Origin of the sequence: Phreatobacter sp. (assembly GCF_022843985.1) — a bacterium.
Taxonomy (GTDB): Bacteria; Pseudomonadota; Alphaproteobacteria; order Rhizobiales; family Phreatobacteraceae; genus Phreatobacter.
The window spans coordinates 85,829-108,898 of record NZ_JALHMP010000005.1; the positions used below are offsets into that span (position 1 = coordinate 85,829).

Consider the following 23,070-nt stretch of genomic DNA (forward strand, 5'->3'; position numbering starts at 1 on the left):
CATGACCTGCAAGTCCACCCCGGTCTTCTACGGCGTCGGGCTTGGCCCGGGCGATCCGTCCTATCTGACGCTGCGGGCGCGGGCCGTGCTCGATGCGGCCGACCGTCTCGTCCACTTCTGCAAGCGCGGCCAGCGCGGCCATGCGCGCACCATCGTCGACCGCATCCTCGGCCCCGATCCGGCCCGCGAGATTGCGCTCGTCTATCCGGTGACGACAGAGGTTGCCGTCGGCGAGGCGGGCTATGACGGCGCCATCGCCGTCTTCTACGCCGAAAGCGCGGCGCGGCTCGCGGCCGAGGCCGAGGCGGGGCGAACGGTCGCCATCCTCTGCGAGGGCGACCCCTTCTTCTACGGGTCGCTGATGCATCTGTGGCGCCGGCTGGCGCCGCGCTATCCCTTCGAGGTCATTCCCGGAATCACCGGCATGTCGGGCGCCTGGACGCTGGCCAATGCCCCGATCACCTGGGGCGACGACGTGCTCACCGTCCTCCCCGGCACCCTGGCGGAAGACGACCTCATCCGCCGCCTTGCGGGGACCGATGCGGCGGTGGTCATGAAGCTCGGCCGGCACCTCGCCAAGGTGCGACGGGCGCTCGCCGCTGCCGGCCTGCTCGAGCGAGCCATCTATGTGGAGCGCGCCGCCATGGCGGGTCAGGTGATCCTGCCGCTGCAGGACAAGCTGGACGACGATGCACCTTATTTCGCCATGGTGCTGGTGCCGGGGGAGGGCCGTCGGCTGTGACCGGAACCCTCACCGTCATCGGCCTCGGACCGGGTGACCCGCGCTACTGGACCGCCGCCGCCAGCGAGGCCCTTGCCGCGGCCAGCGATCTCGTCGGCTACGGCCCCTATCTCGACCGCGTGCCGGAGCGTGCGGGGCTGACCCGCCATCCGTCGGACAACCGGGTCGAAGGCGACCGTGCCCGCCATGCGCTCGATCTCGCGGCAACGGGACGCGCGGTGGCCGTCGTCTCGGGCGGCGATCCCGGCGTCTTCGCCATGGCGGCGGCGGTGTTCGAGGCGCTGGAGGAGGCACGACCGGGCTGGCACGGGGTCGGCGTCACCATCGAGCCCGGAATCACCGCCATGCTGGCGGCGGCGGCGCGGCTCGGCGCTCCCCTTGGCGCCGATTTCTGCGCCCTGTCCCTGTCCGACAATCTGAAGCCATGGCACGTGGTAACGAGCCGGCTACGCGCCGTCCTGGCAGCCGATCTGGTGGTCGCCCTCTACAATCCGGTATCGCGGGCGCGGCCTTGGCAGCTCGGTGCCGCGCTGGCGCTCGCGGCGGAGATCAAGCCGGCGGAGACGCTGGTCGCCTTCGCCCGGGCCGTCGGGCGCCCCGACGAGAGCGTCGCGGTCATGACGCTGCCGGAGGCCGTGGACCGCGCGCCTTACGCCGACATGGCAACGCTGGTGCTCGTCGGTGCCACGGCGACCCGGCGGGTGACGGGCGCCGACGGCGCCTCGCATCTCTACACGCCGCGCCGTGTCGGGAGGCAGCCGTGAGCGCCGAGCCAGTCCATCGCCTCCTCCACCGTCGCGACCGTCGGCACGGCGGGCCTTGCCGGGCGGGAGACCATGACCAGCGGAAGGCCGAGCCGGCGCGCCGCCATGACCTTGCCAATGGTGGCTTCGCCCCCGGCATTCTTGGCCACCACGATGTCGATGGCGGCGCGCCGCATCAACTCGGTCTCGGCCTCGGTGTCGAACGGGCCGCGGTGGCGAAGCAGCGTCAGGTTCGGCGGCAAGGGCCCGTCCGGTGGATCGATGACCCGCGCGAGATAGGTGTGGTGGGGTGCCGTGGCGAAGGCTCCGAGCTCCTGCCGGCCGATCGTCAGGAAGACCCGGCGCGGGACCTTGCCCAGCGCCGCCGCGGCCTCCGCCATGGTGTCGACGCCGATCCAGCGGTCGCCGTCCGCGGCCTGCCATGCGCGGCGCGTGAGCGCCAGCAGGGCGGTGCCCGTCGCGCGGCAGGCGACGTCGGCATGGAAGGGCATGACGGCGGCGAAAGGATGGGTGGCGTCGATCACGGTTCTCGTGCCGGAGGCCGCGAGATAGTCGGCGAGCCCTGCTGCGCCGCCGAAGCCGCCGGTCCGCATCGGCAGGGCGAGGGGGCGCGGGTCCTGCGTCCGTCCGGCGAGGGAGACGGTCGCGGCGATACCCGGATATGCCGCGGCGAGCCGCGCCGCGAGCTGGGCGGCTTCGGTGGTGCCGCCCAGGATGAGCAGCGTTCTGTCTGGTTCGGCGGGAGGCATGGCCATGGCTGATGTGTCGCGGATGACGGCGCCGCTGTCGAGCGGGGGGACGGCGCGCTGGCTTGCGCTGGTCGGTATCGGCGAGGACGGGCGGGCGGGGCTCGCCCCGGCCGCCGCCGCGGCGCTGGATGCGGCGGATCTGGTCGTCGGCGGCGAGCGCCACCTGGCACTGGCGGCGCCGCTCGCGGCCCGGACGCTGGCCTGGCCTAGCCCGCTCCATGCGGCCTTTCCGGAGATTCTCGCCCATCGCGGCCGGCGGGTCTGCGTGCTCGCCACCGGCGATCCCTTCCACCACGGTGTCGGCGTGTCATTGGCCGGGCTCATTTCCCCGGAGGAGATGCAGGTCTTTCCACAGCCCTCGGCCTATGCGCTCGCCTGCGCGCGGCTCGGCTGGGCGCAGCAGGACTGCGCGCTGGTCTCGCTGCATGGCCGGGCGCTGGAGCGGATCATCCCGCACCTGCAGCCCGGTGCGCGTATTCTCGCTCTCTCGTGGGACGGGTCGACGCCGGGACAGGTCGCAGCCCTGCTGGCCTCCCGCGGCATGGGTGGCTCGCGCCTGACCGTGCTCGAGGCCATGGGCGGGCCGCGTGAGCGGCTGCGTCAGGTCAGGGCTGCGACCTTCGACCTCACCGATGTCGACCCGCTCAACACGCTCGCCGTCGCGGTGGTTGCCGACGAGGCCGCCGATGTCCTGCCTCTGGTGCCGGGGCTCCCCGATGCGCTGTTCGAGAGCGACGGGCAATTGACGAAATCGGAGGTACGGGCGGTGACGCTGGCGGCGCTGGCGCCGCGGCGGGGCGAATGCCTCTGGGATATCGGCGCCGGCTCCGGCTCGGTCGGCATCGAATGGGCGCTGGCCCATCCGGACAACCGGGTGATCGCCATCGAGGCGCGGGCCGAGCGGGCCGGTCGTATCGGCCGCAATGCCGCGCGCTGCGGCGTCACGCAGCTGACAGTGATCGGCGGCGTGGCGCCCGCCGCCTTCGCCGGATTGCCGGCGCCCGATGCCGTGTTCATCGGCGGCGGCCTCGGCGCGCCCGGCCTGTTCGGCGCTGCCTGGGAGGCGCTGCGGCCCGGCGGCCGTCTCGTCGCCAACGCCGTGTCGCTGGAGGGCGAGGCGCGGCTGGCAGCCCTGTTCCTCAGCCATGGCGGCACCATGCGCCGCATCCAGGTGTCGCGCCTCGACGCGGTGGGAACCATGCATGGCTGGCGGCCGGCCATGGCCGTCACACAGTGGCGGGTCGGCAAGCCATGAGCGGGCCCGCGATGATCGCTGCCGGCCTCGGCCTGCGGCCCGGCACCGGCGAGGCCGCCATCCGCGCCTGTCTCGACCTCGCTCTCGCGCGGCTGTCGCTTGGCCCCGGCGATCTCGGCTGTCTGGCAACGGTCTCCAACCGTGTCGCGGAGCCGGGCCTGGCGGCGCTCGCCGGGCGGCTCGGCCTGCCGCTGCTCGGGCTGCCCGAGGCGGCTCTGGCCGGCATGGATGCCGGCTGCGTCACGCGCTCCGCCCGTGTCGTCGCTCTCCATGGCGTCGGGTCCGTGGCGGAGGCCGCCGCACTGGCCGCGGCGGGCCCGGATGCCGTGCTGATCGTCACCCGCATCGCCCTCGGGCCCGTCACCTGTGCGCTCGCCCGCAAACCTCCGCGACAGGAGCGGCCATGACCGTCCATTTCATCGGTGCCGGACCGGGTGCGGCCGACCTCATCACCCTGCGCGGCCGTGATCTGATCGCCCGCTGTCCGGTCTGTCTCTATGCCGGCTCACTGATCCCGCGCGACATGCTCGCCTGGTGCCCGCCCCAGGCGCGGATCGTCGACACCGCCCCGCTGGACCTCGACGCCATCATGGCCGAGATCGTCGCGGCGGACGCGGCGGGCCAGGACGTGGCGCGGCTCCATTCCGGCGACCTCTCGGTGTGGAGCGCCATGGGCGAGCAGTTGCGCCGGCTCGATGCGGCGGGCATCGCCTATACGGTGACACCCGGCGTTCCGGCCTTCGCCGCCGCGGCGGCGGTGCTGGCGCGTGAGCTCACCCTGCCGGAGGTCGCCCAGTCGGTGGTGCTGACGCGCACCTCGGGTCGCGCCACGGCCATGCCGCCGGGCGAGACGCTGGCGGCCTTCGGGGCGACGGGTGCGACGCTCGCCATCCATCTGTCGATCCACGTGGTCGACAGGGTGGTCGCGGAGCTGATGCCCTTCTACGGAGCCGACTGCCCGGCCGTCGTGGTCTTTCGGGCCTCCTGGCCTGACGAACAGGTGATCCGCGCGACGCTCGGCAGCCTCGCCGCGGCGGTCGCTGCAATGGGCGTCGAACGCACCGCGCTGATCCTCGTCGGGCCGGCGCTGTCGGCACGCGACTTTCGCGAGAGCGCCCTCTATGCCACCGGCTATGACCGCAGGTTCCGGCCCGGCGGTGGAGATGCGGTATGAGCGCCCTGTCGAAGCCGCTCTCCTTCCTGCCGGATCTGGCGCCCGGTACCGTCTGGCTGGTCGGGGCCGGTCCCGGCGATCCCGGCCTCATGACGCTGACAGCCCTGCACGGGCTCGGCCAGGCCGATGTCGTGGTCCACGACGCCCTGGTGGATGCGCGGATCCTCATGCTGGCGCGGCCCGGCGCCCGCCTGGTCAATGCCGGCAAGCGGGGTCACCAGCCCTCGCCGCGTCAGGTCGACATCAATGCCAGCCTCGTCGCCGAGGCGCAGGCCGGCCGGCGGGTGCTGCGGCTGAAGGGCGGCGACCCCTTCATCTTCGGCCGCGGCCACGAGGAGGCGACGGCCCTGGCCGCCGCCGGGATCGGCTTCCGTGTCGTGCCCGGCGTCTCGTCGGGCCTTGCGAGCCTGGCGCTCCACGGCGTTCCCGCGACCGCCCGCGACACCAACCATGCCGTGATCCTGGCGACCGGCCACCTGGCCGGGGATGCCGCCATGGACTGGCGGGCGCTCGCCCGCTGCGGCCAGCCGCTGGTCCTCTACATGGCGGTGTCGACCATGGGCCCGATCTCCGCCGAGCTCATCGCCGGCGGGCTTGCGGCGGAGACACCGGTGCTGGTCGTCCACCGGGCGACGACAGAGCGCGAGGAGGTGGCCGAGGCACGGCTCTGCGACCTCGCCGGGATGGCGCGGAGCGGCCAGATCCGCTCGCCTGCCATCGTCGCGGTCGGCGCCATCGCGGCGCTGCGTCGGGATATCCTGCCCCATCTCACCACGGCAGCGGTGGAGCCCACGGCATGAGCGCCCCCGGCCTCCTGATCGGCGCGCCGCGGTCCGGTTCCGGCAAGACCACCGTCACCCTCGGTATCCAGAGGGCCTTGCGCGCGCGTGGTCTCGCGGTGCGCGGCGTGAAGTGCGGACCCGACTATATCGATCCCGCCTTCCATGCCGCCGCCACGGGAGCGCCGAGTTGCAACCTCGACAGTTTCGCCATGCCGGACGGTCTGGTCGCCGCCCTCGCGCGCGAGGCCGCGACCGGCTCCGACATCGTCATCGCCGAAGGGTCGATGGGCCTCTTCGACGGCGTGAGGGCCGCCGCCGGCCGGACCGGGGCCAGCGCCGACATCGCCGCTAGGCTCGGCTGGCCGGTGGTTCTGGTGATCGATGTCTCCGGCCAGGCCCAGTCGGCGGCGGCGGTGGCGCTCGGCTTCCAGCGCTACGACCCGCGCATCACCCTTGCCGGCGTCATCCTCAACAAGGTGGCGAGCGAGCGCCACCGCCGGCTCGCCGCCGATGGCATGGAACGCATCGGCACGCGGGTCTTCGGGGCGCTGCCGCGCGAGGCCGGGCTGATCCTCCCCGAACGCCATCTCGGCCTCGTCCAGGCCGGCGAGACCACCGATCTCCAGGCCCGCCTCGACAGGCTGGGCGAAGCCGTGGCGGCGGCGGTCGATCTCGACGCGCTGCTGGCGGCCGCCGGCGGTGTCACGCACGAGGCGGCGCCGGTCACCGGGCCGCCGGTGCCGCCGCCCGGCCGGCGGGTGGCGGTGGCGCGCGATGCTGCCTTCTCCTTCATCTATCCCCATGTCGAGGCGGGCTGGCGTGCCGCCGGGACAGTGCTCGTGCCATTTTCGCCGCTCGCCGACGAGGCGCCTCCGGAGGACTGCGACGCCTGCTGGCTGCCGGGCGGCTATCCGGAACTGCATGCGCCGCGGCTGGCTGCGGCGGGCGGCTTCATGGCGGGGCTCCGCCGCTTTGCGGCGACGCGTCCGGTCCATGGCGAGTGCGGCGGCTACATGGTCCTCGGCGAGGCGCTGGTCGATGCCGAGGGCATCGCCCATCCCATGGCGGTGCTGCTGCCGGTGACGACGAGCTTCGCCAGGCGCAGGATGTCGCTCGGCTACCGGCTGGTGACGACGCAGCAGGCCAGCGCCCTGGGGCCGGCGGGAACGGCGCTGTCCGGTCACGAGTTCCACTATGCGACCATCACGCAAGCGGCGGCCGAGGGAGCTCTGGGGACGGCGCGCGACGCCGAGGGCGCCCTGCTCGGACCGGTAGGCCATGTGCGCGGCCAGGTGTCGGGGTCGTTCTTCCATGCCATGGCGCGGCTGGCCGGGTGAGATCAAGCCTGAGACCGGCGCAGCAGGTAGGTGTCCATGATCCAGCCGATAGCGGCCCGCCGCTCGGCGCGCAGCGCCAGGATGGTCTCGCGGATCTCCGTCAGCGGGCCTGCCATCAGCACTTCGTCGGGCGTGCCGAGATAGGCGCCCCACCAGATGTCGAGCCCGCGTGGATTGATGGAGGCGAGCCCCGTGCCGTCATCGAGCATGACGACGGTCGAATCGACCTCCGGCGGTAATCCCTGCGCGATGCGCCGGCCGGTGGTGACGTGGACCGGTTCGCCGATCCGGTTGAGCGGGATGCGGTGCGCCGCGGCGAGGGCCTGGGGGGCGCTGATGCCGGGAATGACGTCGAGCCGGAACGCCAGGCCGTCGGCCGCCACCGCCCCGAGGATCCGGATGGCACTGTCGTAGAGCGCCGGGTCGCCCCAGACGAGGACGGCGCCATGGCTCCCGTCGGGCAGTTCCCGGGCAATCGCCTCGGCGAAAAGGCGGGCGCGGGCGGCATGCCAGTCGGCGACCGCGGCGCCGTAGTCGCCCGCGGCCGCGCGGCGCACATCGGCGATGCGGACAAGCCGCCAGCCGGGCTTCCGCGCGAAGCGGGCGAGGATCGACTCGCGCAGGCCGACGAGCTGATCGGCGGCGGTGCCCTTCTCGATGATGAAGAAGACCTCGGCCTGGCCGATGGCCTCGACCGCCTGAAGGGTAAGGTGGTCCGGATGGCCGGCACCGATGCCGACGAGCGTGATGGCGCGCATCCCGTCTGCGTGCCCCATTGCCGGCACGGCGACAAGCCCTGACACGTTGACTTCGCAAACTACCATACTAGTTTGCTGCGGCTATCGGAGGAAAGGCACGACATCAAGCGGCCATCCGGAGCGGGAGGATCCATGACCCCGTCGCGGCTGCCATCGCCCTCGAGCCGGATCTGCGCCCCCGACCGGCTCCTGCCGCTCGATCCCACGGCCCGGGCGGTGGCGCGGCGGCTCTACGACAGCGTCGCCAACCTGCCGATCGTCTCGCCGCATGGCCATACCGATCCGCGCTGGTATGCCGAGAACGCCGCCTTTCCCGATCCGGCGACGCTCTTCGTCGTGCCCGATCATTATGTCTTCCGCATGCTCTATGCGCAGGGCGTGAGCCTGGAATCCCTCGGCGTGCCGACAAAGGATGGCACGCCGGTCGAGACAGACCCGCGGGCCATCTGGCGGCGCTTCGCGGCACATTACCATCTCTTTCGCGGCACGCCGACGCGGCTGTGGCTCGACCATGCCTTCGCCGCCCTGTTCGGCCTCGACGCGCGGCTGTCGGCGGCCAATGCCGACCGCGTCTATGACCTGATCGACCATGCGCTGCGGCAGCCGGCCTATCGTCCGCGCGCGCTGTTCGAGACCTTCGGCATCGAGGTGATCGCGACGACGGAGGGGGCGCTCGACGATCTCAAGTCGCATGCCGCCATTGCCGCCTCCGGCTGGGGCGGTCGCGTGGTGACCACCTACCGGCCCGATGCGGTGGTCGACCCGGACTTCGAGGGGTTCGGAGCCAATGTCGTCCGGTTCGGCGAACTGACCGGCGAGGACACGGCGACATGGGCCGGCTATCTCGCGGCCCATCGCCAGCGCCGTGCCTTCTTCAAGGCGCATGGTGCCACGGCCTCCGACCACGGCCACCCGTCGGCGCGCACGGCGAACCTGTCTCCGGTGGAGGCCGAGGTGCTCTTCGCAAAGGTCGTCGCCGGCACCGCGACGGCAGTGGAGGCGGACCTTTTCCGCGGCCAGATGCTGACGGAGATGGCGCGCATGAGCCTCGATGACGGGCTGGTGCTGCAGATCCATCCGGGCTCGCGGCGCAACCACAATGCCGGAATCTTCGCCCGCTTCGGCCGCGACATGGGCGCCGACATTCCCGGCCCGACGGACTATGTCGCCGCCCTGAAGCCGCTGCTCGACGCTGTTGGTAACGAGCCCTCGCTCACCATCATCCTCTTTACCCTGGACGAGACGGCCTATTCGCGCGAGCTCGCGCCGCTCGCCGGCCATTATCCGGCGCTGCGGCTGGGGCCGCCCTGGTGGTTCTTCGATTCGGTCGAGGGTATGAAGCGCTTCAAGAGCCAGGCGATCGAGACGGCGGGTTTCTACAACACGGTCGGCTTCAACGACGATACGCGCGCCTTCCCGTCCATCCCGGCCCGCCACGACGTGGCGCGGCGGGTCGACTGCGCCCATCTCGCCGAGCTCGTCTGCGACGGCCGGCTCGACGAGGACGAGGCGCAGGACCTCGCCGTCGATCTCGCCTACCGGCTGGCCAAGGAAGCCTACCGGTTGTGAGAGGCGGGCCCTCCGCCCTGCGCAGAGACCGCGGTGCGGCCCCCTCCGTCATGGCCGGGCTTGGGCCGGCCATCCACGACTTGAACACTGCCGTCCGAAGGGAAGTCGTGGATGCCCGGCATAAGGCCGGGCATGACGGTGAAGGTTCCGGCGGCGAGCCTCGAAGGACGCACTTGTGTTCTGCAGGGCTCCCGCGCGCCTCAAAACGTCGTGCGCGAGCGGATGGCGGCGGAGATCGTGCCCTCGTCGAGATAGTCGAGTTCGCCGCCGACCGGCACGCCGTGAGCGAGGCGGGTGACGGCCACGCCGGTGCCGGCGAGGAGGTCGGTGACGTAGTGCGCCGTGGTCTGGCCGTCGACCGTGGCGTTGACCGCGAGGATCACCTCGCGCACGCCGCCCTCGCGGACCCGGTTGACCAGGCTTTCGATATTGAGGTCCTGCGGCCCGACGCCATCGAGCGGCGACAGCGTGCCGCCGAGCACATGGTACTTGGCATTGATCGCCCCGGCGCGCTCCAGCGCCCAGAGGTCGGAGACGTCCTCGACCACGACGATGACGCCGCCGTCGCGGCGCGGATCGGTGCAGATGGTGCAGGGATCGGAGGTGTCGACATTGCCGCAGACGCGGCAGATGACGATCTTGTCGAGGGCCTCAGCCATGGCCGCGGTCAGCGGCTGCATCAGGCTCTCGCGCTTCTTGACCAGATGCAGCGCGGCGCGCCGCGCCGAACGGGGCCCGAGGCCCGGCAGCTTGGCGAGGAGCTGGATCAGCCGCTCGATCTCGGGGCCCGTGACCCTCTTGGACATGGATGGGCTACCTCTCCGGAGGAATCATCGACCGGTTCCTCAACCCCTCCGTCATGCCCGGCCTCGTGCCGGGCATCCACGACTTTTTGTCAGCCCCGGTGGTCAAGTCGTGGATGGCCGGGACAAGCCCGGCCATGACGGACAGGGCGACGCCCGCATCGGCCATCCTGCCGCTCCGTCAGCTTTTGCGGCGGCTTTCGGTCCAGTCGCTCTGCCGCACGGTGTCCAGCGGCACTTCGGCGCCGAGCCCTTCGACGAAGGCGACGCCCTGGTCGGGATAGAGGCACACCTCGTGGGGAAAGCGGTTGCCGAAGGCCCAGATGACGAGGTCCGTGGTGCCGGTGTTCTCGAAACAATGCGGCTCTGGATCGCCGGCGCGGTAGCAGAAGGCCTCACCGGCCGTCGCGGGCAGGCGCTCCTCACCGTGGATGAGCGCGGCTTCGCCCGCCATGACCACCAGGATCTCCTCCTGGAACAGGTGCCGGTGGCGGCGCGAGGAGCGCATGCCCGGCTTCACCGTCTGGACGAGGAGGCCGATCGTGTCGCTGCCGAGCGAGCGGCCGATATCGGTCATGGTGCCGCCGATGCCCGCCTCGAAAGCATAGGCGAAAGGCGCGATATCGGCGATGGCGACGCGGCGCGGCGACATGGAAGCCTCAGAACGGCAGTTTCATGCCGGGCGGCAGCGGCAGGCCGCCGGTGACACTCTTCATCTTCTCCTGCATGACGATCTCGGCCTTGCGGCGGGCATCGGCATGGGCGGCGACGATGAGGTCCTCGACGATTTCCTTCTCGTCGGCCTTCAGCAGCGACGGGTCGACGGAGATGCTCCGGAGATCGCCCTTCACGGTGAGGCTGACGGAGACCATGCCGCCGCCGGAGGTGCCCTGCACCTCGGTGCGCTCCATGTCGGCCTGGGCCTCCTGGAGCTTGGCCTGCATGGCCTGCGCCTGTTTCATCAGGCCCATAATGTCCTTCATGGCGACATCCTTCGTGATCGTCAGAAATCGTCGTCCCAGGGATCGACGGGTTCCCAATGGCCGTCCGCATCGTCGTCGTCGGCCGGCTGCAGCGTTGCGGGGACGGGTTCGCCCGTGCCGTCGAGGGGGCGCACCGCGACGATCTCGGCGCCCGGAAACTTCGCCAGCACGGCCTGGACCGAGGGATGGGCGAGGACGCCGCGCTCGCGGTCGGCCTGTTCGGCGGCGAGGCGCTCGCGCAAGGTCGGCTCGCCCTCCTCGGAGGAGATGGTGACGACCCAGCGGCGGCCGGTCCAGTCGGTGAGCTTCTTCTGCAGGTCGCCGGCAAGCGTCGGCGCGGCGTTGCGCGTCGGCCGGAAGTCGAGGCGGCCGTCCTCGCAGCGCACCAGGTGCATGTCGCCCTCGAGCTGCTGCTTCAGCCGGACATCGCGTTTCTCGGCGGCGAGCTTGATGACCTCGGCGAAGCTGGCGAGGACCAGATGCGGTGGGGCCTGCGGCGCCGCCTGTTCGCGCATCGCCATCGGCGCGCCCTCGGGCCTGGCGACGGCGCTCAGCCGCGGGGGGGCCGCAGCGGAAGCGGCCTGGCCAGATGCGCCGCCGCCGGAGCCGCCGGAGGGCAGGCGGGGGGCGGCTCCCGCGCCCACGGTGCCGGAGCCGTCGGCGAGCATGCGCAGGGCCTCGTCGGGGGTCGGCAGGTCAGCCGCATAGGCGATGCGGACAAGGACCATGTCGGCGGAGGCCAGCGGTTTGGGCGAGCGCGCCACCTCCTCGATGCCCTTCATCAGCATCTGCCAGGCGCGGGCCAGGACCCGGTGCGAGAGGCGGGCGGCGAAATCGCGGCCGCGGGTGCGTTCGGTCTCCGAGAAGGCGACATCGTCGGCCGCCGCCGGCGCCACCTTCACCCGGGTGACGAAATGGACGAATTCGGCGAGTTCGCCGAGGACGATCTCCGGGTCGGCGCCGTCGTCGTACTGGCTCTTGAACTCGGCCATGGCGGCCGCGACGTCGCCCTTCATGACGTGCTCGAACAGGTCGATGATGCGGGCGCGGTCGGCGAGGCCGAGCATGCGGCGCACGTTCTCCGAGGTCACCTCGCCGGCGCCGTGGGCGATGGCCTGGTCGAGGATGGAGAGGCTGTCGCGCACCGAGCCTTCGCCGGCGCGGGCGATGAGGCCGAGGGCATCCGCCTCGATGGTGACGCCCTCCTTGTCGCAGATGCCGGCGAGATGGTTCACGAGCACGTCGGCCTCGACACGGCGCAGGTCGAAGCGCTGGCAGCGCGAGAGCACGGTCACCGGAACCTTGCGGATCTCGGTGGTGGCGAACATGAACTTCACATGGGCCGGCGGCTCCTCCAGCGTCTTCAGGAAGGCGTTCCACGCCTTCTCCGAGAGCATGTGGACCTCGTCGACGATATAGACCTTGTAGCGGGCCGAGACGGGCGCATAGCGGGCGCCATCGGTGATCTGGCGGACGTCGTCGATGCCGGTGTGAGAGGCGGCGTCGATCTCCATGACGTCGACGTGGCGGCCCTCCATGATCGCCTGGCAGTGAGTGCCGGGCCGGTCGAGATGGATGGAGGGGCGGTCGACCTCGCCGGGCAGTTCGTAGTTCAGCGCGCGGGCGAGGATGCGGGCGGTGGTGGTCTTGCCGACGCCGCGGACGCCGGTGAACAGATAGGCCTGGGCGATGCGGCCCGTGTCGAAGGCGTTCGACAGGGTGCGGACCATGGCCTCCTGGCCGATCAGGTCGGAGAAGTGCTGCGGCCGGTACTTGCGGGCGAGCACCCGATAGGGCGTGGCCTTGGCGGCGGGTTCCGGGGTCCCGAGAGCGAACCCGGGTTCGGTCTCGGGCGAGGAATCCATGGCAGTCCTGCTCGGGGCTTGAAGCGAAGGGCTTGGCCAATGTCGCGCGCCGCGCGCGCGAGGGCAACCATCCGCGGGGATGAAGTGGGAGGCTGACACGCGACCCGAAACGGGCTCGTTACGGCTGCTTCCTTCCGGACCTGACCGGGTTGGCGAGAGTCTCGTCCACCGCCAACCTCCCACCGGCTATATGGCGGGAAGGCGGGCTGGACGCAAGCCGCCTGCGTGGCGTGTCGGTCCCCGGGGCCGGCCGGACAGAATCGCCGGTGGCAGCTAGACTGCCGCCAGCCTGCAAGAGACATCGACCATGACCGCCGCCTTCAGCCTCGATTCCCGCCTCGCCGCCGACACGCTCGCCGTCGCCGACCTGCAGCTCTCGGCGGTGCGCCTCATGAACGATGCGACCTATCCCTGGCTGATCCTCGTTCCCCGGCGCGAGGGAGCGGTGGAGATCGTCGACCTCGCCGGCGAGGATCGCGTCCAGCTCATGGAGGAGATCGCGACCGTCTCGGATGTGCTCCGCGCCATGACCCGCTGCGACAAGCTCAATGTCGCGGCGCTCGGCAATATGGTGCCGCAGCTCCATGTCCACGTCATCGGCCGTTTCGCCGGCGACCCTGCCTGGCCCGGTCCGGTCTGGGGCAAGGCGCCGGCGCGGCCCTATGCCGATGCCTCGCGCGAGGGGTTCATCGCCGCGCTGAGGGCAAGGCTCTCCGCCGGTTGAGTGCGTTGCTCAGGCGCGCCGGTCATGCGAGCGTCGCCGCCCTCTTCCTCGGAAAGCCCCCTCGCCATGTCCGACGCCCTGCCGCCGCTGCCGCCCATCACGCTCGGCTATACCGAGAACGAACTCGACCGGATGAGCGCCAAGCGCGGCGACGCGGCCTGGCTCGAGGCCACCTTCACCGATCCGCGCACCCGGCTCTATGTCTTCGCGGGAGAGACGCCGATCCTGCGCCGGAATGGCGAGCGGGGGGATCCGCTGTTCACGGCGAAGGAGGCGGAAGCCTTCGGCGAGCCGCTGGAGACTGCCTTCCTCGGCCTCGCCAATGGCGCGCCGCGCTTCGCCCGCCTGGTGCCGGAACTGGCCAAGACCGATCCCAATGCCTACCGGATCGCCGAGATCAAGGTCGACGACCCGACCCTGCTGATCACCGACATGCGCACCATCGCCATGACCGGCGTGGTCGAGCCGCACCATCTCGGCCCCATGGCCCAGGGCAAGTCGGTGATGCACTGGCATGCGACGCACCGCTTCTGCGGCAAGTGCGGGGCGCAGTCGAAGCTGTCGCAGGCCGGCTGGCGGCGCGACTGCCCGTCCTGCGGGGCGCAGCATTTCCCGCGCACCGACCCGGTGGTCATCATGCTGGCGGTTGACGGCGACCGCTGCCTCCTCGGGCGGCAGCGCCGCTTCCCGCCGGGCATGTATTCGGCCCTCGCCGGCTTTCTCGAATCGGGCGAGACCATTGCCGACGCCGTGCGCCGCGAGATCATGGAGGAGGCGGCCGTGAAGGTGGGGCAGGTGACCTATCTGTGCGACCAGCCCTGGCCTTTCCCGGCCTCGCTGATGATCGGCTGCCTCGCCGAGGCGGAGAGCCGCGACATCGAGATCGACACCGAGGAGTTGGAGGACGCGCGCTGGTTCACGCGCGAGGAGTGCTGGATGATGCTGGCGAAGCAGCATCCGGGCCGGCTTTCCTGTCCGCCGCCGCTCGCCATTGCGCACCACCTGATCCGGGCCTTCGTGGACGGCAAGACGGGCTGAGGCTGTTCCGGCGCGGGTCGGCTCATCCGAGCCGCGTCTTCACCAGCGCAATGGCCTCCGCGGCCGCCGTGCCCGCCGGCTGCGGCAACCACAGGCAGGAGATCGTCCAGGCCGGCAGGCCCTCGGCCTCGACGAGCGGCAGGACCGTCGCGCCCGCCACGGCGAGGCGCTTGGTGACGACCGAGGGCACCAGGGCGGAGCCGATCCCGAGACTGACCATGGCGGCGACGCCGGTCCAACTGTCGGCCACCTGCGCCACATGGGGAACGGTTCCCGTCGCCTGCAGCGCCGCCAGCACCCCGTCATGGGCGAGCGCCGCCTTTTCCCGCGCCAGCATGACCAGCGGCTTGCGCGCCAGATTCGACAGGCTGGCGGTCTTCCTCAGACGCGCCTCGGCGTCCGGTACCAGGGCCGACCATTTCGACGTCGCCACCGGCCTGTGCTGGATGCGCGGATGGGCCGGCAGGGGCGGGGTGGTGAAGACCATGGCGAGGCGGCCCTCGGCGAGCGCCGCCATCTGGCGGTCGAGCGGGGCATGAAGGAGCCGCGGCTGGAAGCTGGCCTCGCTCCAGGCGGGATCCTCGAAGAGATCGCGCAGCGGACCGAGCATGGCCTCGTCGGTGACCCCGAGGCCGATGGTCTCAGCGCGGTCGCTGACCTCCCGGGCGAGGCGCGCCGCCCGCGCGGCGGCGGCGAGCGAGAGCCTGATCTCGGCGACGAAGGCGTCTCCTGCTGCCGTCAGCCGGACGGACTTGCCGGCATGGTCGAAGAGCACCACCCCGATGCGCCGCTCCAACTGGGCGATGCGGGCCGCGGCGGTGCGCCGCCCGACGCCGAGAAGGGCACCGGCCGCCGTGAGGTCGCCGGTATCGGCGAGACCGATGGCGATCCGCAGGGCGTCCAGTTCGAGAGGGGGGAGATCCATGGCGCCAGGGTGCCGCGATTCGCGGCGATCGGGCGAGGCCTTTACTCCGCCACGGTTTTCTCGACCTCGTTCCGCCAGGGATGCTGGGGATAGACGCCGAGGATGGTCAGCTCCTTGGCGAAGAAGGCGAGCTCCTCCAGTGCCAGCTTCACGTTGCGGTCGTCCGGATGGCCCTCGATCTCCGCATAGAAGCGGGTGGCGACGAAGCGGCCGCCGATCATGTGGCTCTCCAGCTTCGTCATGTTGACGCCGTTGGTGGCAAAGCCGCCCATGGCCTTGTAGAGGGCCGCCGGCACGTTGCGGACCTGGAAGACAAAGCTCGTCAGGCAGTTCTGGCCCGGCGCTGCCCAGATCTTCTGGCGCGACAGGATGACGAAACGGGTGGTGTTGTCGGCGGCGTCCTCGATGTCCTCGGCGAGGATGTCGAGGCCATAGACCTCCGCCGCGAGGCGGGGCGCGATGGCGGCCTGGCTCGGGTCGTTCATCTCGGCGACCTCGCGGGCCGAGCCCGCCGTATCCGCTGCGACAATCGGCTTGAGGCCGAGCTTGCGGATGATCTGCCGGCACTGGCCAAGCCCCATGATGTGGCTGCGGGCGGTCTTCACCGTGGCAAGGGACGCACCCTTGACACCCATCAGCTGGAACCGGATCGGCAGGAAGAACTCACCGATGATGTTGAGCCCGGCGGTGGGCAAGAGGTGGTGCACGTCGCCGACGCGGCCGGCGATGGAGTTCTCGATCGGGATCATGCCGAGATCGGCATCGCCGTTCTGGATGGCCGCAAAGGCGTCCTCGAAGCTCGGGCAGGGCAGGACTTCCGCCTGCGGGAAGACGGCATTGGCCGCCTGGTGCGAGAAGGCGCTGAGTTCGCCCTGGAAGGCGATCCGTTTGGGCGCGAGGATCATGGGACGCGTCACTCCGATGGGGCGGCCTGTTTAGCGGAAGGATCAGGCTTTGGCGATGAGGGCGCGGGCGCGCTCCAGATCGGCCGGGGTGTCGACGCCTAGCGGCACCGCATCGACCACGGCGACGTCGATGCGCATGCCGTTCTCGAGGGCGCGAAGCTGCTCCAGCCGCTCGCGCTTCTCCAGCGGGGCGGGCGGCAGGGCGACGAAGCGCTCCAGCGCGGCGCGGCGATAGGCATAGAGGCCGATATGGTGATAGAGCGGCCCCTCGCCGGTAGGGGCGGTGGCGCGGGTGAAATAGAGGGCCCGCAGATGCGTCTGCGAGAGGGGCGTGCCGACCACCTTCACCACATTGGGATTGGTGATTTCCTCCTGGCGGCTGATGACGGCGGCAAGCGTGCCGATATCGACGGCGGGATCATCGAGCAGGTCGGCCGCCGCCCGGACGATGCCGGGCTCGATCGTCGGCAGGTCGCCCTGGACATTGACGATTCGCTGGTAGCGCCTCTCGGGATCGACGAGGTCAGCGGCTTCCTGGATGCGGTCCGAGCCGGTCGGATGGTCGGCGCGGGTCATGACGGCCCGCCCGCCCGCCTGTTGGACAGCGGCCAGAATGTCCGGCGAATCGGTCGCCACCACCACGGGACCAAGGCCCGCTGCCTCGGCCCGGCGCAGGACATGGACGATCATCGGGATTCCGCCGATATCGGCGAGGGGCTTGCCGGGCAGCCGGGAGGCACTCATGCGGGCGGGAACGAGAACGATGGATTCGGTCATGGAGGGCTGTTTGCGGGCGTGACGGCCAGTTTGGAGGCGGCAAAAAGTAGCATGCGAGAGGCGTGCATATACGGGTTGCCTCACGGGGAGCAAATTGGATAGTGTCCGCCCCAAATCGGCAGGCCGATCCCCGCGTGCCCCCGCGCACCTCATCGCAAGGCGCCGCCGATCTCTGGAGCTGGTCCCGATGGACGGATTGGAATTCAACAAGGTCATGATGGCCGTGCTGCTCGTCGGCACGGCGACCCTCGGCGGCAGCATTCTGACCACCGAGCTGTTCAGGCCGAAGAAACCGGCCAAGCCCGGCTACGAGGTGGCGGTCGCTCCGCCTGCCGGTCAGCAGACGGCCGCTGCCGCGGCTGCGCCGGCCAAGTCGATGGCTGAGGTCTTCGCCTCCGCCAACGCCGCCAATGGCCAGGCGGTCTATCGCCAGTGCGCCACCTGCCACACGATCAACAAGGGTGGCGCCAATGGCGCGGGCCCGAACCTCTGGGGCGTCGTCGGCCGCAATCACGGCGCGGTCTCGGGATTCAACTATTCCGCGGCGATGAGGGCCAAGGCGAGCCAGCCCTGGACGCTCGAGGAGATGTACGCCTTCATCACCAATCCCCGCGCCGCTTTGCCGGGAACGTCCATGGCCTTCGCCGGCATCCGTTCGGAACAGCAGCGCGCTGACCTCATGGCCTATCTGCGCGAGCAGTCGGACAACCCGGTCGACGTACCGAAGTAACCGGCACGTCCCCGGTGTTGACAGAGGCCGGGCCTGTGCCCGGCCTTCTGCGTTTCTGGACCTCGCCATGTATAAGGTCGGCTTCCAAACCGGACAGGCTGTCGATGCGCACCGCCCGCACTGGTCGGGCGATGGCCCGCGGCCGCTGCGATGGTCCGCTTGGTATCCGGCGGTTCACAGTGCGGTCGAAAGCCCGTTCGGCGTGCCGCCGGCCGCCCCGCTGTTCTGGATGGGGTCCGTCGCGCCGGGCGCCGACCTCAGCCCGGACTTGCCAGGCTATCCCGTGGTCCTGCTGTCGCACGGTACCGGGGGGACGGCCGCCAGCCTCGGCTGGCTCGCCTGCCGGCTCGCGGCGGACGGGTGCGTGGTGATCGGCGTCGACCATCACGGCAATACCGCATCCGAACCCTATCGGCCGGAAGCCTTTCTGTGCTGGTGGGACCGGCCGCGCGACCTCACCGCGATCCTCGACCTGATGACGACCGACCCGCGCTTTACGGGACGCCTCGATCTCGACCGCGTCGCCGCAGTGGGCTTCTCCATTGGCGGTCACACGGTGCTGTCGCTCGCCGGTGCCATCACCGACATGCGGCTGTTCAACGACTGGGCCGCCGACCGCGCGGCCCTCGGCGGGCCGCGTGAGTTTCCCGACATCGCCGATCATGTCGCCCCGCTGCTGCGCGACAGCGCCGCCTTCCGTGCCGCATGGGAACGCCAGTCGGAGCCGCTCGGCGATCCGCGGGTCGCCAGGGTGGTCGCGCTCGCCCCGGCGCCGCCTGTGCGCAGCTTCAGCGCGGCCAGCCTCGGCGGATTGGCCCGGGTCGCCGTCACCATCGCCACCGGCGAGGCGGATGACGAGGCGCCGTTCGACGCCTGTTCCGTCTGGCTGCGGGACCTCCTGCCGCATTGCACCCTATGCTCGCTCGGACCGGCGGTCGGCCATTACCAGTTGCTGGGCGAAGGCACGCGGCTGGGTCTGCGGGTGATGCCGGAGATCTTCGCCGATCCCCCGGGGGTCGACCGGCGGGCCGTCCATGCGGCGGCATCGGGCATCGTCCTCGCGGCCCTGCGCGGGCATGGCTCACCCGGCCCGGCGGCGAAATCTCGCTCATGACAGCGGCGCCACAACACATTATCCTTGCCGAGTCGCATTTTTGCCACGCTTGGCGCATTTGGAACGGATGAGTTTCGCCTCTTCCCTCCTTGGAAGGATTGTCATGCCGACCATCGCTCTCGTCGACGACGACCGGAACATCCTCACCTCGGTCGCCATCGCGCTCGAAGCCGAAGGCTATCGCATCGTCACCTACAATGACGGTGCGTCGGCTCTCGACGGTTTCAAGCAGACGCCGCCCGACCTCGCCATTCTCGACATCAAGATGCCGCGGATGGACGGAATGGAGCTCCTGCGCCGGCTGCGGCAGAAGACCGACATGCCGGTCATCTTCCTGACCTCGAAGGACGAGGAGATCGATGAGCTCTTCGGCCTGAAGATGGGCGCCGACGACTTCATCCGGAAGCCGTTCTCGCAGCGCCTGCTGGTCGAGCGGGTCAAGGCCGTGCTGCGCCGGGCGGCCGCCAAGGACCCTGCCGCCGATGCCAAGGCGGATGCCAAGGCACTGGAGCGCGGCAAGCTGCGCATGGATCCCGAGCGCCACACCTGCACCTGGGATGGCGAGCCGGTGACCCTCACCGTGACGGAATTCCTGATCCTGCAGGCGCTGGCCCAGCGCCCGGGTGTCGTGAAAAGCCGCAATGCGCTGATGGACGCGGCCTATGACGACCAGGTCTATGTCGACGACCGCACCATCGACAGCCACATCAAGCGGCTGCGCAAGAAATTCAAGGTGGTCGACGACGACTTCGAAATGATCGAAACGCTCTACGGCGTCGGCTACCGCTTCAAGGAGTGAGGACGCCCCGGCGCCTCACCGTCACCATGCTGGACCGGACGAACGACCAGACTGCGGCTGCGCAGGCGCCTGCGCCCCCATCACGTCCGCTGCGGCCGTGGGCCCGGTTCGTGCGCGTTCTCGGCCGTGCCGCGCGCGCCGTGGTGAACCGGTCCTTCTCCAGCCTGACGCGCCGGATCGTCCTGCTCAACCTCGTCGGTCTGGTCGCCCTGGTCTCCGGCATTCTCTGGCTGTCGCAATTCCGCGAGGGCCTGATCGAATCGCGGGCGCAGAGCCTCCTCGTCCAGGGCGAGATCATCGCCGGCGCCATTGCGGCCTCGGCCTCCGTCGACGGTCCGGTCATCCCCATCGACCCGGACAAGCTGTTCGAACTGCAGCTCGGCGGCGCCGCCTCACCCGTCGACGATTTCGGCGCCCTCCTCGATTTCCCGATCAACCCCGAGCGTGTGGCGCCGGTGCTCAGGCGGCTGACCGGTCCGACCGGCACCCAGGCCCGTGTCTATGACCGCGAGGGCAATCTCATCCTCGACAACCGCAACCTCTACGGACGCGGCGACATCCAGACGCTCGACCTGCCGCCGATCGGCACCAAGCCGCCCTTCTACGAGAAGTGGTGGGACGAGGTCCGCCGGTTCCTGCGCGGTGGCGGCAATTTCCCGCTCTACCGTGATTTCGGGCTGCGCAACGGCCGCAGCTATCCGGAGGTCAGCCAGGCGCTGAACGGGCAGAAGGTCAGCATGGTCCGCGTCAACGAGCGCGGAGAACTGATCGTTTCGGTGGCCATTCCGGTGCAGCGCTTCCGTGGCGTTCTCGGCGTGCTGCTGCTGAACACCCGGGGCGGCGAGATCGACGCGGTGCTCGATGCCGAGCGCTTCCAGGTGCTGCGGGTCTTCCTCGTCGCCGCCCTGGTCATGGTCGTCCTGTCGATACTGATGGCGCGGACCATCGCGGGACCTGTCCGCAAGCTCGCCGAGGGCGCCGAACAGGTGCGCCGGCGCCACCGCTCGCGCGAGGAGATTCCCGACTTCAGCCAGCGGCGCGACGAGATCGGTCATCTGTCGCGGTCGCTGCGCGACATGACGGATGCTCTCTATGCCCGCATCGAGGCCATCGAGCGTTTCGCCGCCGACGTCGCCCACGAACTCAAGAACCCGCTGACGTCGCTGCGCTCGGCGGTGGAGACGCTGCCGCTGGCCAAGACCGAGGCCTCGCGCGGGCGTCTGTTGGAGGTCATCCAGCACGATGTCCGCCGCCTCGACCGCCTCATCACCGACATTTCCGACGCCAGCCGGCTCGACGCCGAACTGCAGCGGCAGGAATCGACGCAGATCGACCTTACCCAACTCCTGGGCACCCTCGTGACCATCGCCAACGAGGTGCGCAAGCAGGGCCAGGTTCCCGTCCGGCTGACGTTCGAAGGCGGCAAGCCCTCGGACTTCGTCGTGCCGGGCCATGACGGGCGGATCAGTCAGGTGGTCACCAACCTGATCGACAATGCCCGCTCCTTCTCGCCCACGGACGGCGAGGTCCGGGTGACCGCCCGCAAGCTGAAGGGCCTGATCGAGATCCTCGTCGAGGACGACGGTCCAGGCATCCGCGAGGATGCGCTCCAGCGCATCTTCGAGCGCTTCTACACCGACCGTCCGCATCAGGATTACGGGCAGAATTCCGGCCTCGGCCTGTCGATCTCCAAGCAGATCATCGAGGCCCATGGCGGCACCATCTGGGCGGAGAACCGTCCCGGCCGGACCGACGAGGATGGCCAGCCCGCGCCGGCCGGTGCGCGATTCGTCGTCCGCCTGCCGGCCGTCTGAGGCGACAGGTGATGGCGACGATCCATGCGACCGCCGTGCTGATCGGGTCGAAGGCCGTTCTGGTCAGAGGTCCGTCGGGGTCCGGCAAGTCGCGCCTCGCCCTCGCCCTGATCGCCATGGGAGAGGCCGGCCTCATCCATTTCGCGCGTCTGGTGGCCGACGACCGCGTCGCATTGTCGGTCCACGGCGACCGGCTGGTGGCAGCCGCCCCTGCCTCGCTTGCAGGTCTGGTGGAGCGCCGCGGGCAGGGGATCGTGCCTCAGCCGGCGGAATCCTGTGCCGTCGTCGGGCTGATCGTGGACCTTGATGCGGCCGATGCGAGCCGGATGCCGGAGCCTGAAAGCACATCAACGACCCTGTACGGCGTCACATTGCCGCGCCTGCCCCTTGTGCGCGGCGCGGATGCGCTGCCGCTGGTGCTCGCCCGATCCTCATGGTGTTCCTCGACAAATCCGCTCCTTGCTGCAATGCACCCCTATCGGTATTCTTGAACAACCTGCCCTTGCGCGAGCCGGCCACATGGTCAAGATGACTTCCTCCCGAGTGAGCAGGCGCGCGGTCAGCCGCGCGCGGAGTGCCTGATGATCGGTCTCGTCATCGTGACGCACGGCCAACTGGCCGTCGAATTCCGGCAGGCGATGGAGCATGTGGTGGGTCCCCAGCGCCAGGTGGAGACCATTGCCATTGGTCCGAGCGACGACATGGATCAGCGCCGTCGCGACATCATCGCCGCGGTGGACCAGGTTGATTCCGGCGACGGGGTCGCGGTTCTCACCGACATGTTCGGCGGCACGCCGTCCAACCTCGCCATTTCGGTGATGAGCGGCCGCCCCGTCGAGGTCATCGCCGGCATCAACCTGCCCATGCTGGTGAAGCTCGCCACGGTGCGCGCCGAAAAGCCGCTGGCCGAAGCGGTGCTCCATGCCCAGGAGGCGGGGCGGAAATATATCAACATCGCCAGCCGCGTCCTCGCAGGACATTGAGATCGGCGGGTTTTGATCCGTCCAGGTCATTGAGATTGAATCGGCTCGATGTCTAGAATGCCGGCGACATGCCCGCATTCGAGGCATTCCTGTCATTTCGATGGCGGGGAGGATCGCAAGGAAGGTCGCCATGGCGCAGGACGAGGGGGGTGACGCCGCGGAGGCCCCGGTGACGGCCGACATGCTGGTGCGCGAGTTGCCCATCCTGAACAAGCGCGGTCTTCATGCCCGCGCCTCGGCCAAGTTCGTCGCCCTGGCTGACCGTTTCAATGCCTCGATCAAGGTGTCACGCGCCGGTGAGACCGTCGATGCCAGCTCGATCATGGGGCTGATGATGCTGGCCGCCGGCATCGGCACCTCCATCACATTGGCCGCCCGCGGGCCGGAGGCGGCCCAGGCGGTCGAGGCGCTCGCGGCCCTCGTGGCCGATCGGTTCGGCGAGGGCGAGTAGGCGGCCCGCCGCTTGCCTCCGTCTGCCAC

26 protein-coding genes and 1 other RNA gene are annotated in these 23,070 nt (G+C 70.2%); 17 read left to right on the forward strand and 10 right to left on the reverse strand.

What is annotated here, in order from left to right; translation table 11 throughout:
• Position 1: 1 nt before the first annotated feature.
• Entirely contained in the window at positions 2-742 is a 741-nt protein-coding gene (locus Q0C57_RS04925; RefSeq protein ID WP_296572884.1) for a precorrin-2 C(20)-methyltransferase, read from the forward strand.
• Complete coding sequence (gene cobJ, locus Q0C57_RS04930) at positions 739-1,506, forward strand: precorrin-3B C(17)-methyltransferase (RefSeq protein WP_296572886.1); 768 nt, start codon at positions 739-741, stop codon at positions 1,504-1,506. The genes Q0C57_RS04925 and cobJ overlap by 4 nt, the downstream gene beginning before the upstream one ends.
• Here cobJ and Q0C57_RS04935 read toward each other — a convergent pair.
• Complete coding sequence (locus Q0C57_RS04935; protein WP_296572889.1) at positions 1,473-2,261, reverse strand: cobalt-precorrin-6A reductase; 789 nt, start codon at positions 2,259-2,261, stop codon at positions 1,473-1,475. The two genes, cobJ and Q0C57_RS04935, sit on opposite strands and share 34 nt — an antisense overlap.
• On the opposite strand from Q0C57_RS04935, the gene cbiE reads away from it, so the two are divergent.
• The 5 genes from cbiE to Q0C57_RS04960 are packed head-to-tail and all read left to right on the forward strand — an operon-like array spanning position 2,260 to position 6,803.
• Complete coding sequence (gene cbiE, locus Q0C57_RS04940) at positions 2,260-3,510, forward strand: precorrin-6y C5,15-methyltransferase (decarboxylating) subunit CbiE (protein WP_296572891.1); 1,251 nt, start codon at positions 2,260-2,262, stop codon at positions 3,508-3,510. The genes Q0C57_RS04935 and cbiE overlap by 2 nt on opposite strands.
• Positions 3,507-3,917, forward strand: coding sequence for a cobalamin biosynthesis protein (locus Q0C57_RS04945; protein WP_296572893.1), 411 nt, complete (start codon positions 3,507-3,509; stop codon positions 3,915-3,917). The genes cbiE and Q0C57_RS04945 overlap by 4 nt, the downstream gene beginning before the upstream one ends.
• Entirely contained in the window at positions 3,914-4,684 is a 771-nt protein-coding gene (gene cobM / locus Q0C57_RS04950; protein ID WP_296572896.1) for a precorrin-4 C(11)-methyltransferase, read from the forward strand. Before Q0C57_RS04945 ends, cobM begins: the two co-directional genes overlap by 4 nt.
• Positions 4,681-5,484, forward strand: coding sequence for a uroporphyrinogen-III C-methyltransferase (gene cobA / locus Q0C57_RS04955; RefSeq protein WP_296572898.1), 804 nt, complete (start codon positions 4,681-4,683; stop codon positions 5,482-5,484). The genes cobM and cobA overlap by 4 nt, the downstream gene beginning before the upstream one ends.
• Entirely contained in the window at positions 5,481-6,803 is a 1,323-nt protein-coding gene (locus Q0C57_RS04960; RefSeq protein ID WP_296572901.1) for a cobyrinate a,c-diamide synthase, read from the forward strand. The genes cobA and Q0C57_RS04960 overlap by 4 nt, the downstream gene beginning before the upstream one ends.
• 2 nt (positions 6,804-6,805) lie before the next feature.
• Here Q0C57_RS04960 and cobF read toward each other — a convergent pair whose 3' ends face one another.
• Entirely contained in the window at positions 6,806-7,561 is a 756-nt protein-coding gene (gene cobF / locus Q0C57_RS04965) for a precorrin-6A synthase (deacetylating) (protein ID WP_296572903.1), read from the reverse strand.
• A 132-nt stretch (positions 7,562-7,693) separates the two neighbouring features.
• Between cobF and uxaC the strand changes: the two genes are divergently transcribed.
• Positions 7,694-9,130, forward strand: a complete 1,437-nt coding sequence (gene uxaC / locus Q0C57_RS04970; protein ID WP_296572906.1) for a glucuronate isomerase — start codon at positions 7,694-7,696, stop codon at positions 9,128-9,130.
• A gap of 200 nt (positions 9,131-9,330) precedes the next feature.
• Here uxaC and recR read toward each other — a convergent pair whose 3' ends face one another.
• The 5 genes from recR to ffs all read right to left on the reverse strand — a co-directional run bounded on the left by recR (position 9,331) and on the right by ffs (position 12,962).
• Positions 9,331-9,936, reverse strand: a complete 606-nt coding sequence (recR, locus tag Q0C57_RS04975; RefSeq protein WP_296572908.1) for a recombination mediator RecR — start codon at positions 9,934-9,936, stop codon at positions 9,331-9,333.
• Between the two features lie 178 nt (positions 9,937-10,114).
• Complete coding sequence (locus tag Q0C57_RS04980) at positions 10,115-10,585, reverse strand: cupin domain-containing protein (protein ID WP_296572911.1); 471 nt, start codon at positions 10,583-10,585, stop codon at positions 10,115-10,117.
• Positions 10,586-10,592: 7 nt separating this feature from the next.
• On the reverse strand, positions 10,593-10,916 hold the full coding sequence (locus Q0C57_RS04985) for a YbaB/EbfC family nucleoid-associated protein (protein ID WP_296572913.1): 324 nt from the start codon (positions 10,914-10,916) through the stop codon (positions 10,593-10,595).
• A gap of 20 nt (positions 10,917-10,936) precedes the next feature.
• Complete coding sequence (locus tag Q0C57_RS04990; protein WP_296572915.1) at positions 10,937-12,781, reverse strand: DNA polymerase III subunit gamma/tau; 1,845 nt, start codon at positions 12,779-12,781, stop codon at positions 10,937-10,939.
• Between the two features lie 83 nt (positions 12,782-12,864).
• An RNA gene (ffs, locus tag Q0C57_RS04995) (signal recognition particle sRNA small type) lies at positions 12,865-12,962 on the reverse strand.
• A 126-nt stretch (positions 12,963-13,088) separates the two neighbouring features.
• Between ffs and Q0C57_RS05000 the strand changes: the two genes are divergently transcribed.
• A complete protein-coding gene (locus Q0C57_RS05000) occupies positions 13,089-13,505 on the forward strand; it encodes an HIT family protein (RefSeq protein WP_296572917.1) in 417 nt (138 codons plus the stop codon).
• A 66-nt stretch (positions 13,506-13,571) separates the two neighbouring features.
• Positions 13,572-14,543, forward strand: coding sequence for an NAD(+) diphosphatase (nudC, locus tag Q0C57_RS05005; RefSeq protein WP_296572919.1), 972 nt, complete (start codon positions 13,572-13,574; stop codon positions 14,541-14,543).
• Positions 14,544-14,565: 22 nt separating this feature from the next.
• Here the strand turns inward: nudC and Q0C57_RS05010 are convergent, their stop codons facing one another.
• The 3 genes from Q0C57_RS05010 to Q0C57_RS05020 are packed head-to-tail and all read right to left on the reverse strand — an operon-like array spanning position 14,566 to position 17,150.
• A complete protein-coding gene (locus tag Q0C57_RS05010; protein WP_296572922.1) occupies positions 14,566-15,468 on the reverse strand; it encodes a LysR family transcriptional regulator in 903 nt (300 codons plus the stop codon).
• 41 nt (positions 15,469-15,509) lie between these two features.
• Positions 15,510-16,373: a prephenate dehydratase gene (locus Q0C57_RS05015; protein ID WP_296572924.1), complete on the reverse strand. Its 864-nt coding sequence runs from the start codon at positions 16,371-16,373 to the stop codon at positions 15,510-15,512.
• A gap of 42 nt (positions 16,374-16,415) precedes the next feature.
• The gene (locus Q0C57_RS05020) at positions 16,416-17,150 is read right to left on the reverse strand and encodes a 3-deoxy-manno-octulosonate cytidylyltransferase (protein ID WP_296572927.1); all 735 of its coding nucleotides are present in this window, start codon (positions 17,148-17,150) and stop codon (positions 16,416-16,418) included.
• Positions 17,151-17,337: 187 nt separating this feature from the next.
• Between Q0C57_RS05020 and Q0C57_RS05025 the strand changes: the two genes are divergently transcribed.
• From Q0C57_RS05025 to Q0C57_RS05055, 7 genes are all read left to right on the forward strand, one after another.
• Positions 17,338-17,880 (forward strand): cytochrome c family protein, encoded by a 543-nt coding sequence (locus tag Q0C57_RS05025; RefSeq protein ID WP_296572930.1) that lies wholly within the window; start codon positions 17,338-17,340, stop codon positions 17,878-17,880.
• Between the two features lie 67 nt (positions 17,881-17,947).
• On the forward strand, positions 17,948-18,994 hold the full coding sequence (locus Q0C57_RS05030) for a dienelactone hydrolase (protein WP_296572932.1): 1,047 nt from the start codon (positions 17,948-17,950) through the stop codon (positions 18,992-18,994).
• Positions 18,995-19,097: 103 nt separating this feature from the next.
• A complete protein-coding gene (locus tag Q0C57_RS05035; RefSeq protein ID WP_296572933.1) occupies positions 19,098-19,793 on the forward strand; it encodes a response regulator transcription factor in 696 nt (231 codons plus the stop codon).
• 26 nt (positions 19,794-19,819) lie between these two features.
• Positions 19,820-21,607 carry a sensor histidine kinase gene (locus Q0C57_RS05040; RefSeq protein WP_296573192.1) on the forward strand — a complete coding sequence of 596 codons (1,788 nt, stop codon included), beginning with the start codon at positions 19,820-19,822 and terminating at the stop codon, positions 21,605-21,607.
• A gap of 11 nt (positions 21,608-21,618) precedes the next feature.
• On the forward strand, positions 21,619-22,098 hold the full coding sequence (locus Q0C57_RS05045; protein WP_296572935.1) for an HPr kinase/phosphorylase: 480 nt from the start codon (positions 21,619-21,621) through the stop codon (positions 22,096-22,098).
• Between the two features lie 90 nt (positions 22,099-22,188).
• Positions 22,189-22,590, forward strand: a complete 402-nt coding sequence (locus Q0C57_RS05050) for a PTS sugar transporter subunit IIA (RefSeq protein WP_296572938.1) — start codon at positions 22,189-22,191, stop codon at positions 22,588-22,590.
• Positions 22,591-22,720: 130 nt separating this feature from the next.
• Entirely contained in the window at positions 22,721-23,041 is a 321-nt protein-coding gene (locus tag Q0C57_RS05055) for an HPr family phosphocarrier protein (protein WP_296572940.1), read from the forward strand.
• The last annotated feature ends 29 nt before the right edge of the window (positions 23,042-23,070 follow it).

Excerpts from the sequence above, each read along its gene's own strand:
- cobA (WP_296572898.1), top strand. The coding sequence starts at position 4,681 with ATGAGCGCCCTGTCGAAGCCGCTCTCCTTCCTGCCGGATCTGGCGCCC.
- Q0C57_RS05050 (WP_296572938.1), top strand. The coding sequence starts at position 22,189 with ATGATCGGTCTCGTCATCGTGACGCACGGCCAACTGGCCGTCGAATTC.
- cobF (WP_296572903.1), bottom strand. The coding sequence starts at position 7,561 with ATGCGCGCCATCACGCTCGTCGGCATCGGTGCCGGCCATCCGGACCAC.
- nudC (WP_296572919.1), top strand. The coding sequence starts at position 13,572 with ATGTCCGACGCCCTGCCGCCGCTGCCGCCCATCACGCTCGGCTATACC.
- cobM (WP_296572896.1), top strand. The coding sequence starts at position 3,914 with ATGACCGTCCATTTCATCGGTGCCGGACCGGGTGCGGCCGACCTCATC.
- Q0C57_RS05055 (WP_296572940.1), top strand. The coding sequence starts at position 22,721 with ATGGCGCAGGACGAGGGGGGTGACGCCGCGGAGGCCCCGGTGACGGCC.
- Q0C57_RS04985 (WP_296572913.1), bottom strand. The coding sequence starts at position 10,916 with ATGAAGGACATTATGGGCCTGATGAAACAGGCGCAGGCCATGCAGGCC.
- Q0C57_RS04990 (WP_296572915.1), bottom strand. The coding sequence starts at position 12,781 with ATGGATTCCTCGCCCGAGACCGAACCCGGGTTCGCTCTCGGGACCCCG.
- Q0C57_RS05030 (WP_296572932.1), top strand. The coding sequence starts at position 17,948 with ATGTATAAGGTCGGCTTCCAAACCGGACAGGCTGTCGATGCGCACCGC.
- Q0C57_RS04945 (WP_296572893.1), top strand. The coding sequence starts at position 3,507 with ATGAGCGGGCCCGCGATGATCGCTGCCGGCCTCGGCCTGCGGCCCGGC.
- Q0C57_RS05045 (WP_296572935.1), top strand. The coding sequence starts at position 21,619 with ATGGCGACGATCCATGCGACCGCCGTGCTGATCGGGTCGAAGGCCGTT.
- Q0C57_RS04925 (WP_296572884.1), top strand. The coding sequence starts at position 2 with ATGACCTGCAAGTCCACCCCGGTCTTCTACGGCGTCGGGCTTGGCCCG.
- Q0C57_RS05010 (WP_296572922.1), bottom strand. The coding sequence starts at position 15,468 with ATGGATCTCCCCCCTCTCGAACTGGACGCCCTGCGGATCGCCATCGGT.
- Q0C57_RS05035 (WP_296572933.1), top strand. The coding sequence starts at position 19,098 with ATGCCGACCATCGCTCTCGTCGACGACGACCGGAACATCCTCACCTCG.
- Q0C57_RS05040 (WP_296573192.1), top strand. The coding sequence starts at position 19,820 with ATGCTGGACCGGACGAACGACCAGACTGCGGCTGCGCAGGCGCCTGCG.
- recR (WP_296572908.1), bottom strand. The coding sequence starts at position 9,936 with ATGTCCAAGAGGGTCACGGGCCCCGAGATCGAGCGGCTGATCCAGCTC.
- Q0C57_RS05000 (WP_296572917.1), top strand. The coding sequence starts at position 13,089 with ATGACCGCCGCCTTCAGCCTCGATTCCCGCCTCGCCGCCGACACGCTC.
- Q0C57_RS05015 (WP_296572924.1), bottom strand. The coding sequence starts at position 16,373 with ATGATCCTCGCGCCCAAACGGATCGCCTTCCAGGGCGAACTCAGCGCC.
- Q0C57_RS04980 (WP_296572911.1), bottom strand. The coding sequence starts at position 10,585 with ATGTCGCCGCGCCGCGTCGCCATCGCCGATATCGCGCCTTTCGCCTAT.
- Q0C57_RS05020 (WP_296572927.1), bottom strand. The coding sequence starts at position 17,150 with ATGACCGAATCCATCGTTCTCGTTCCCGCCCGCATGAGTGCCTCCCGG.
- cbiE (WP_296572891.1), top strand. The coding sequence starts at position 2,260 with ATGGCTGATGTGTCGCGGATGACGGCGCCGCTGTCGAGCGGGGGGACG.
- Q0C57_RS04935 (WP_296572889.1), bottom strand. The coding sequence starts at position 2,261 with ATGGCCATGCCTCCCGCCGAACCAGACAGAACGCTGCTCATCCTGGGC.
- Q0C57_RS04960 (WP_296572901.1), top strand. The coding sequence starts at position 5,481 with ATGAGCGCCCCCGGCCTCCTGATCGGCGCGCCGCGGTCCGGTTCCGGC.
- Q0C57_RS05025 (WP_296572930.1), top strand. The coding sequence starts at position 17,338 with ATGGACGGATTGGAATTCAACAAGGTCATGATGGCCGTGCTGCTCGTC.
- uxaC (WP_296572906.1), top strand. The coding sequence starts at position 7,694 with ATGACCCCGTCGCGGCTGCCATCGCCCTCGAGCCGGATCTGCGCCCCC.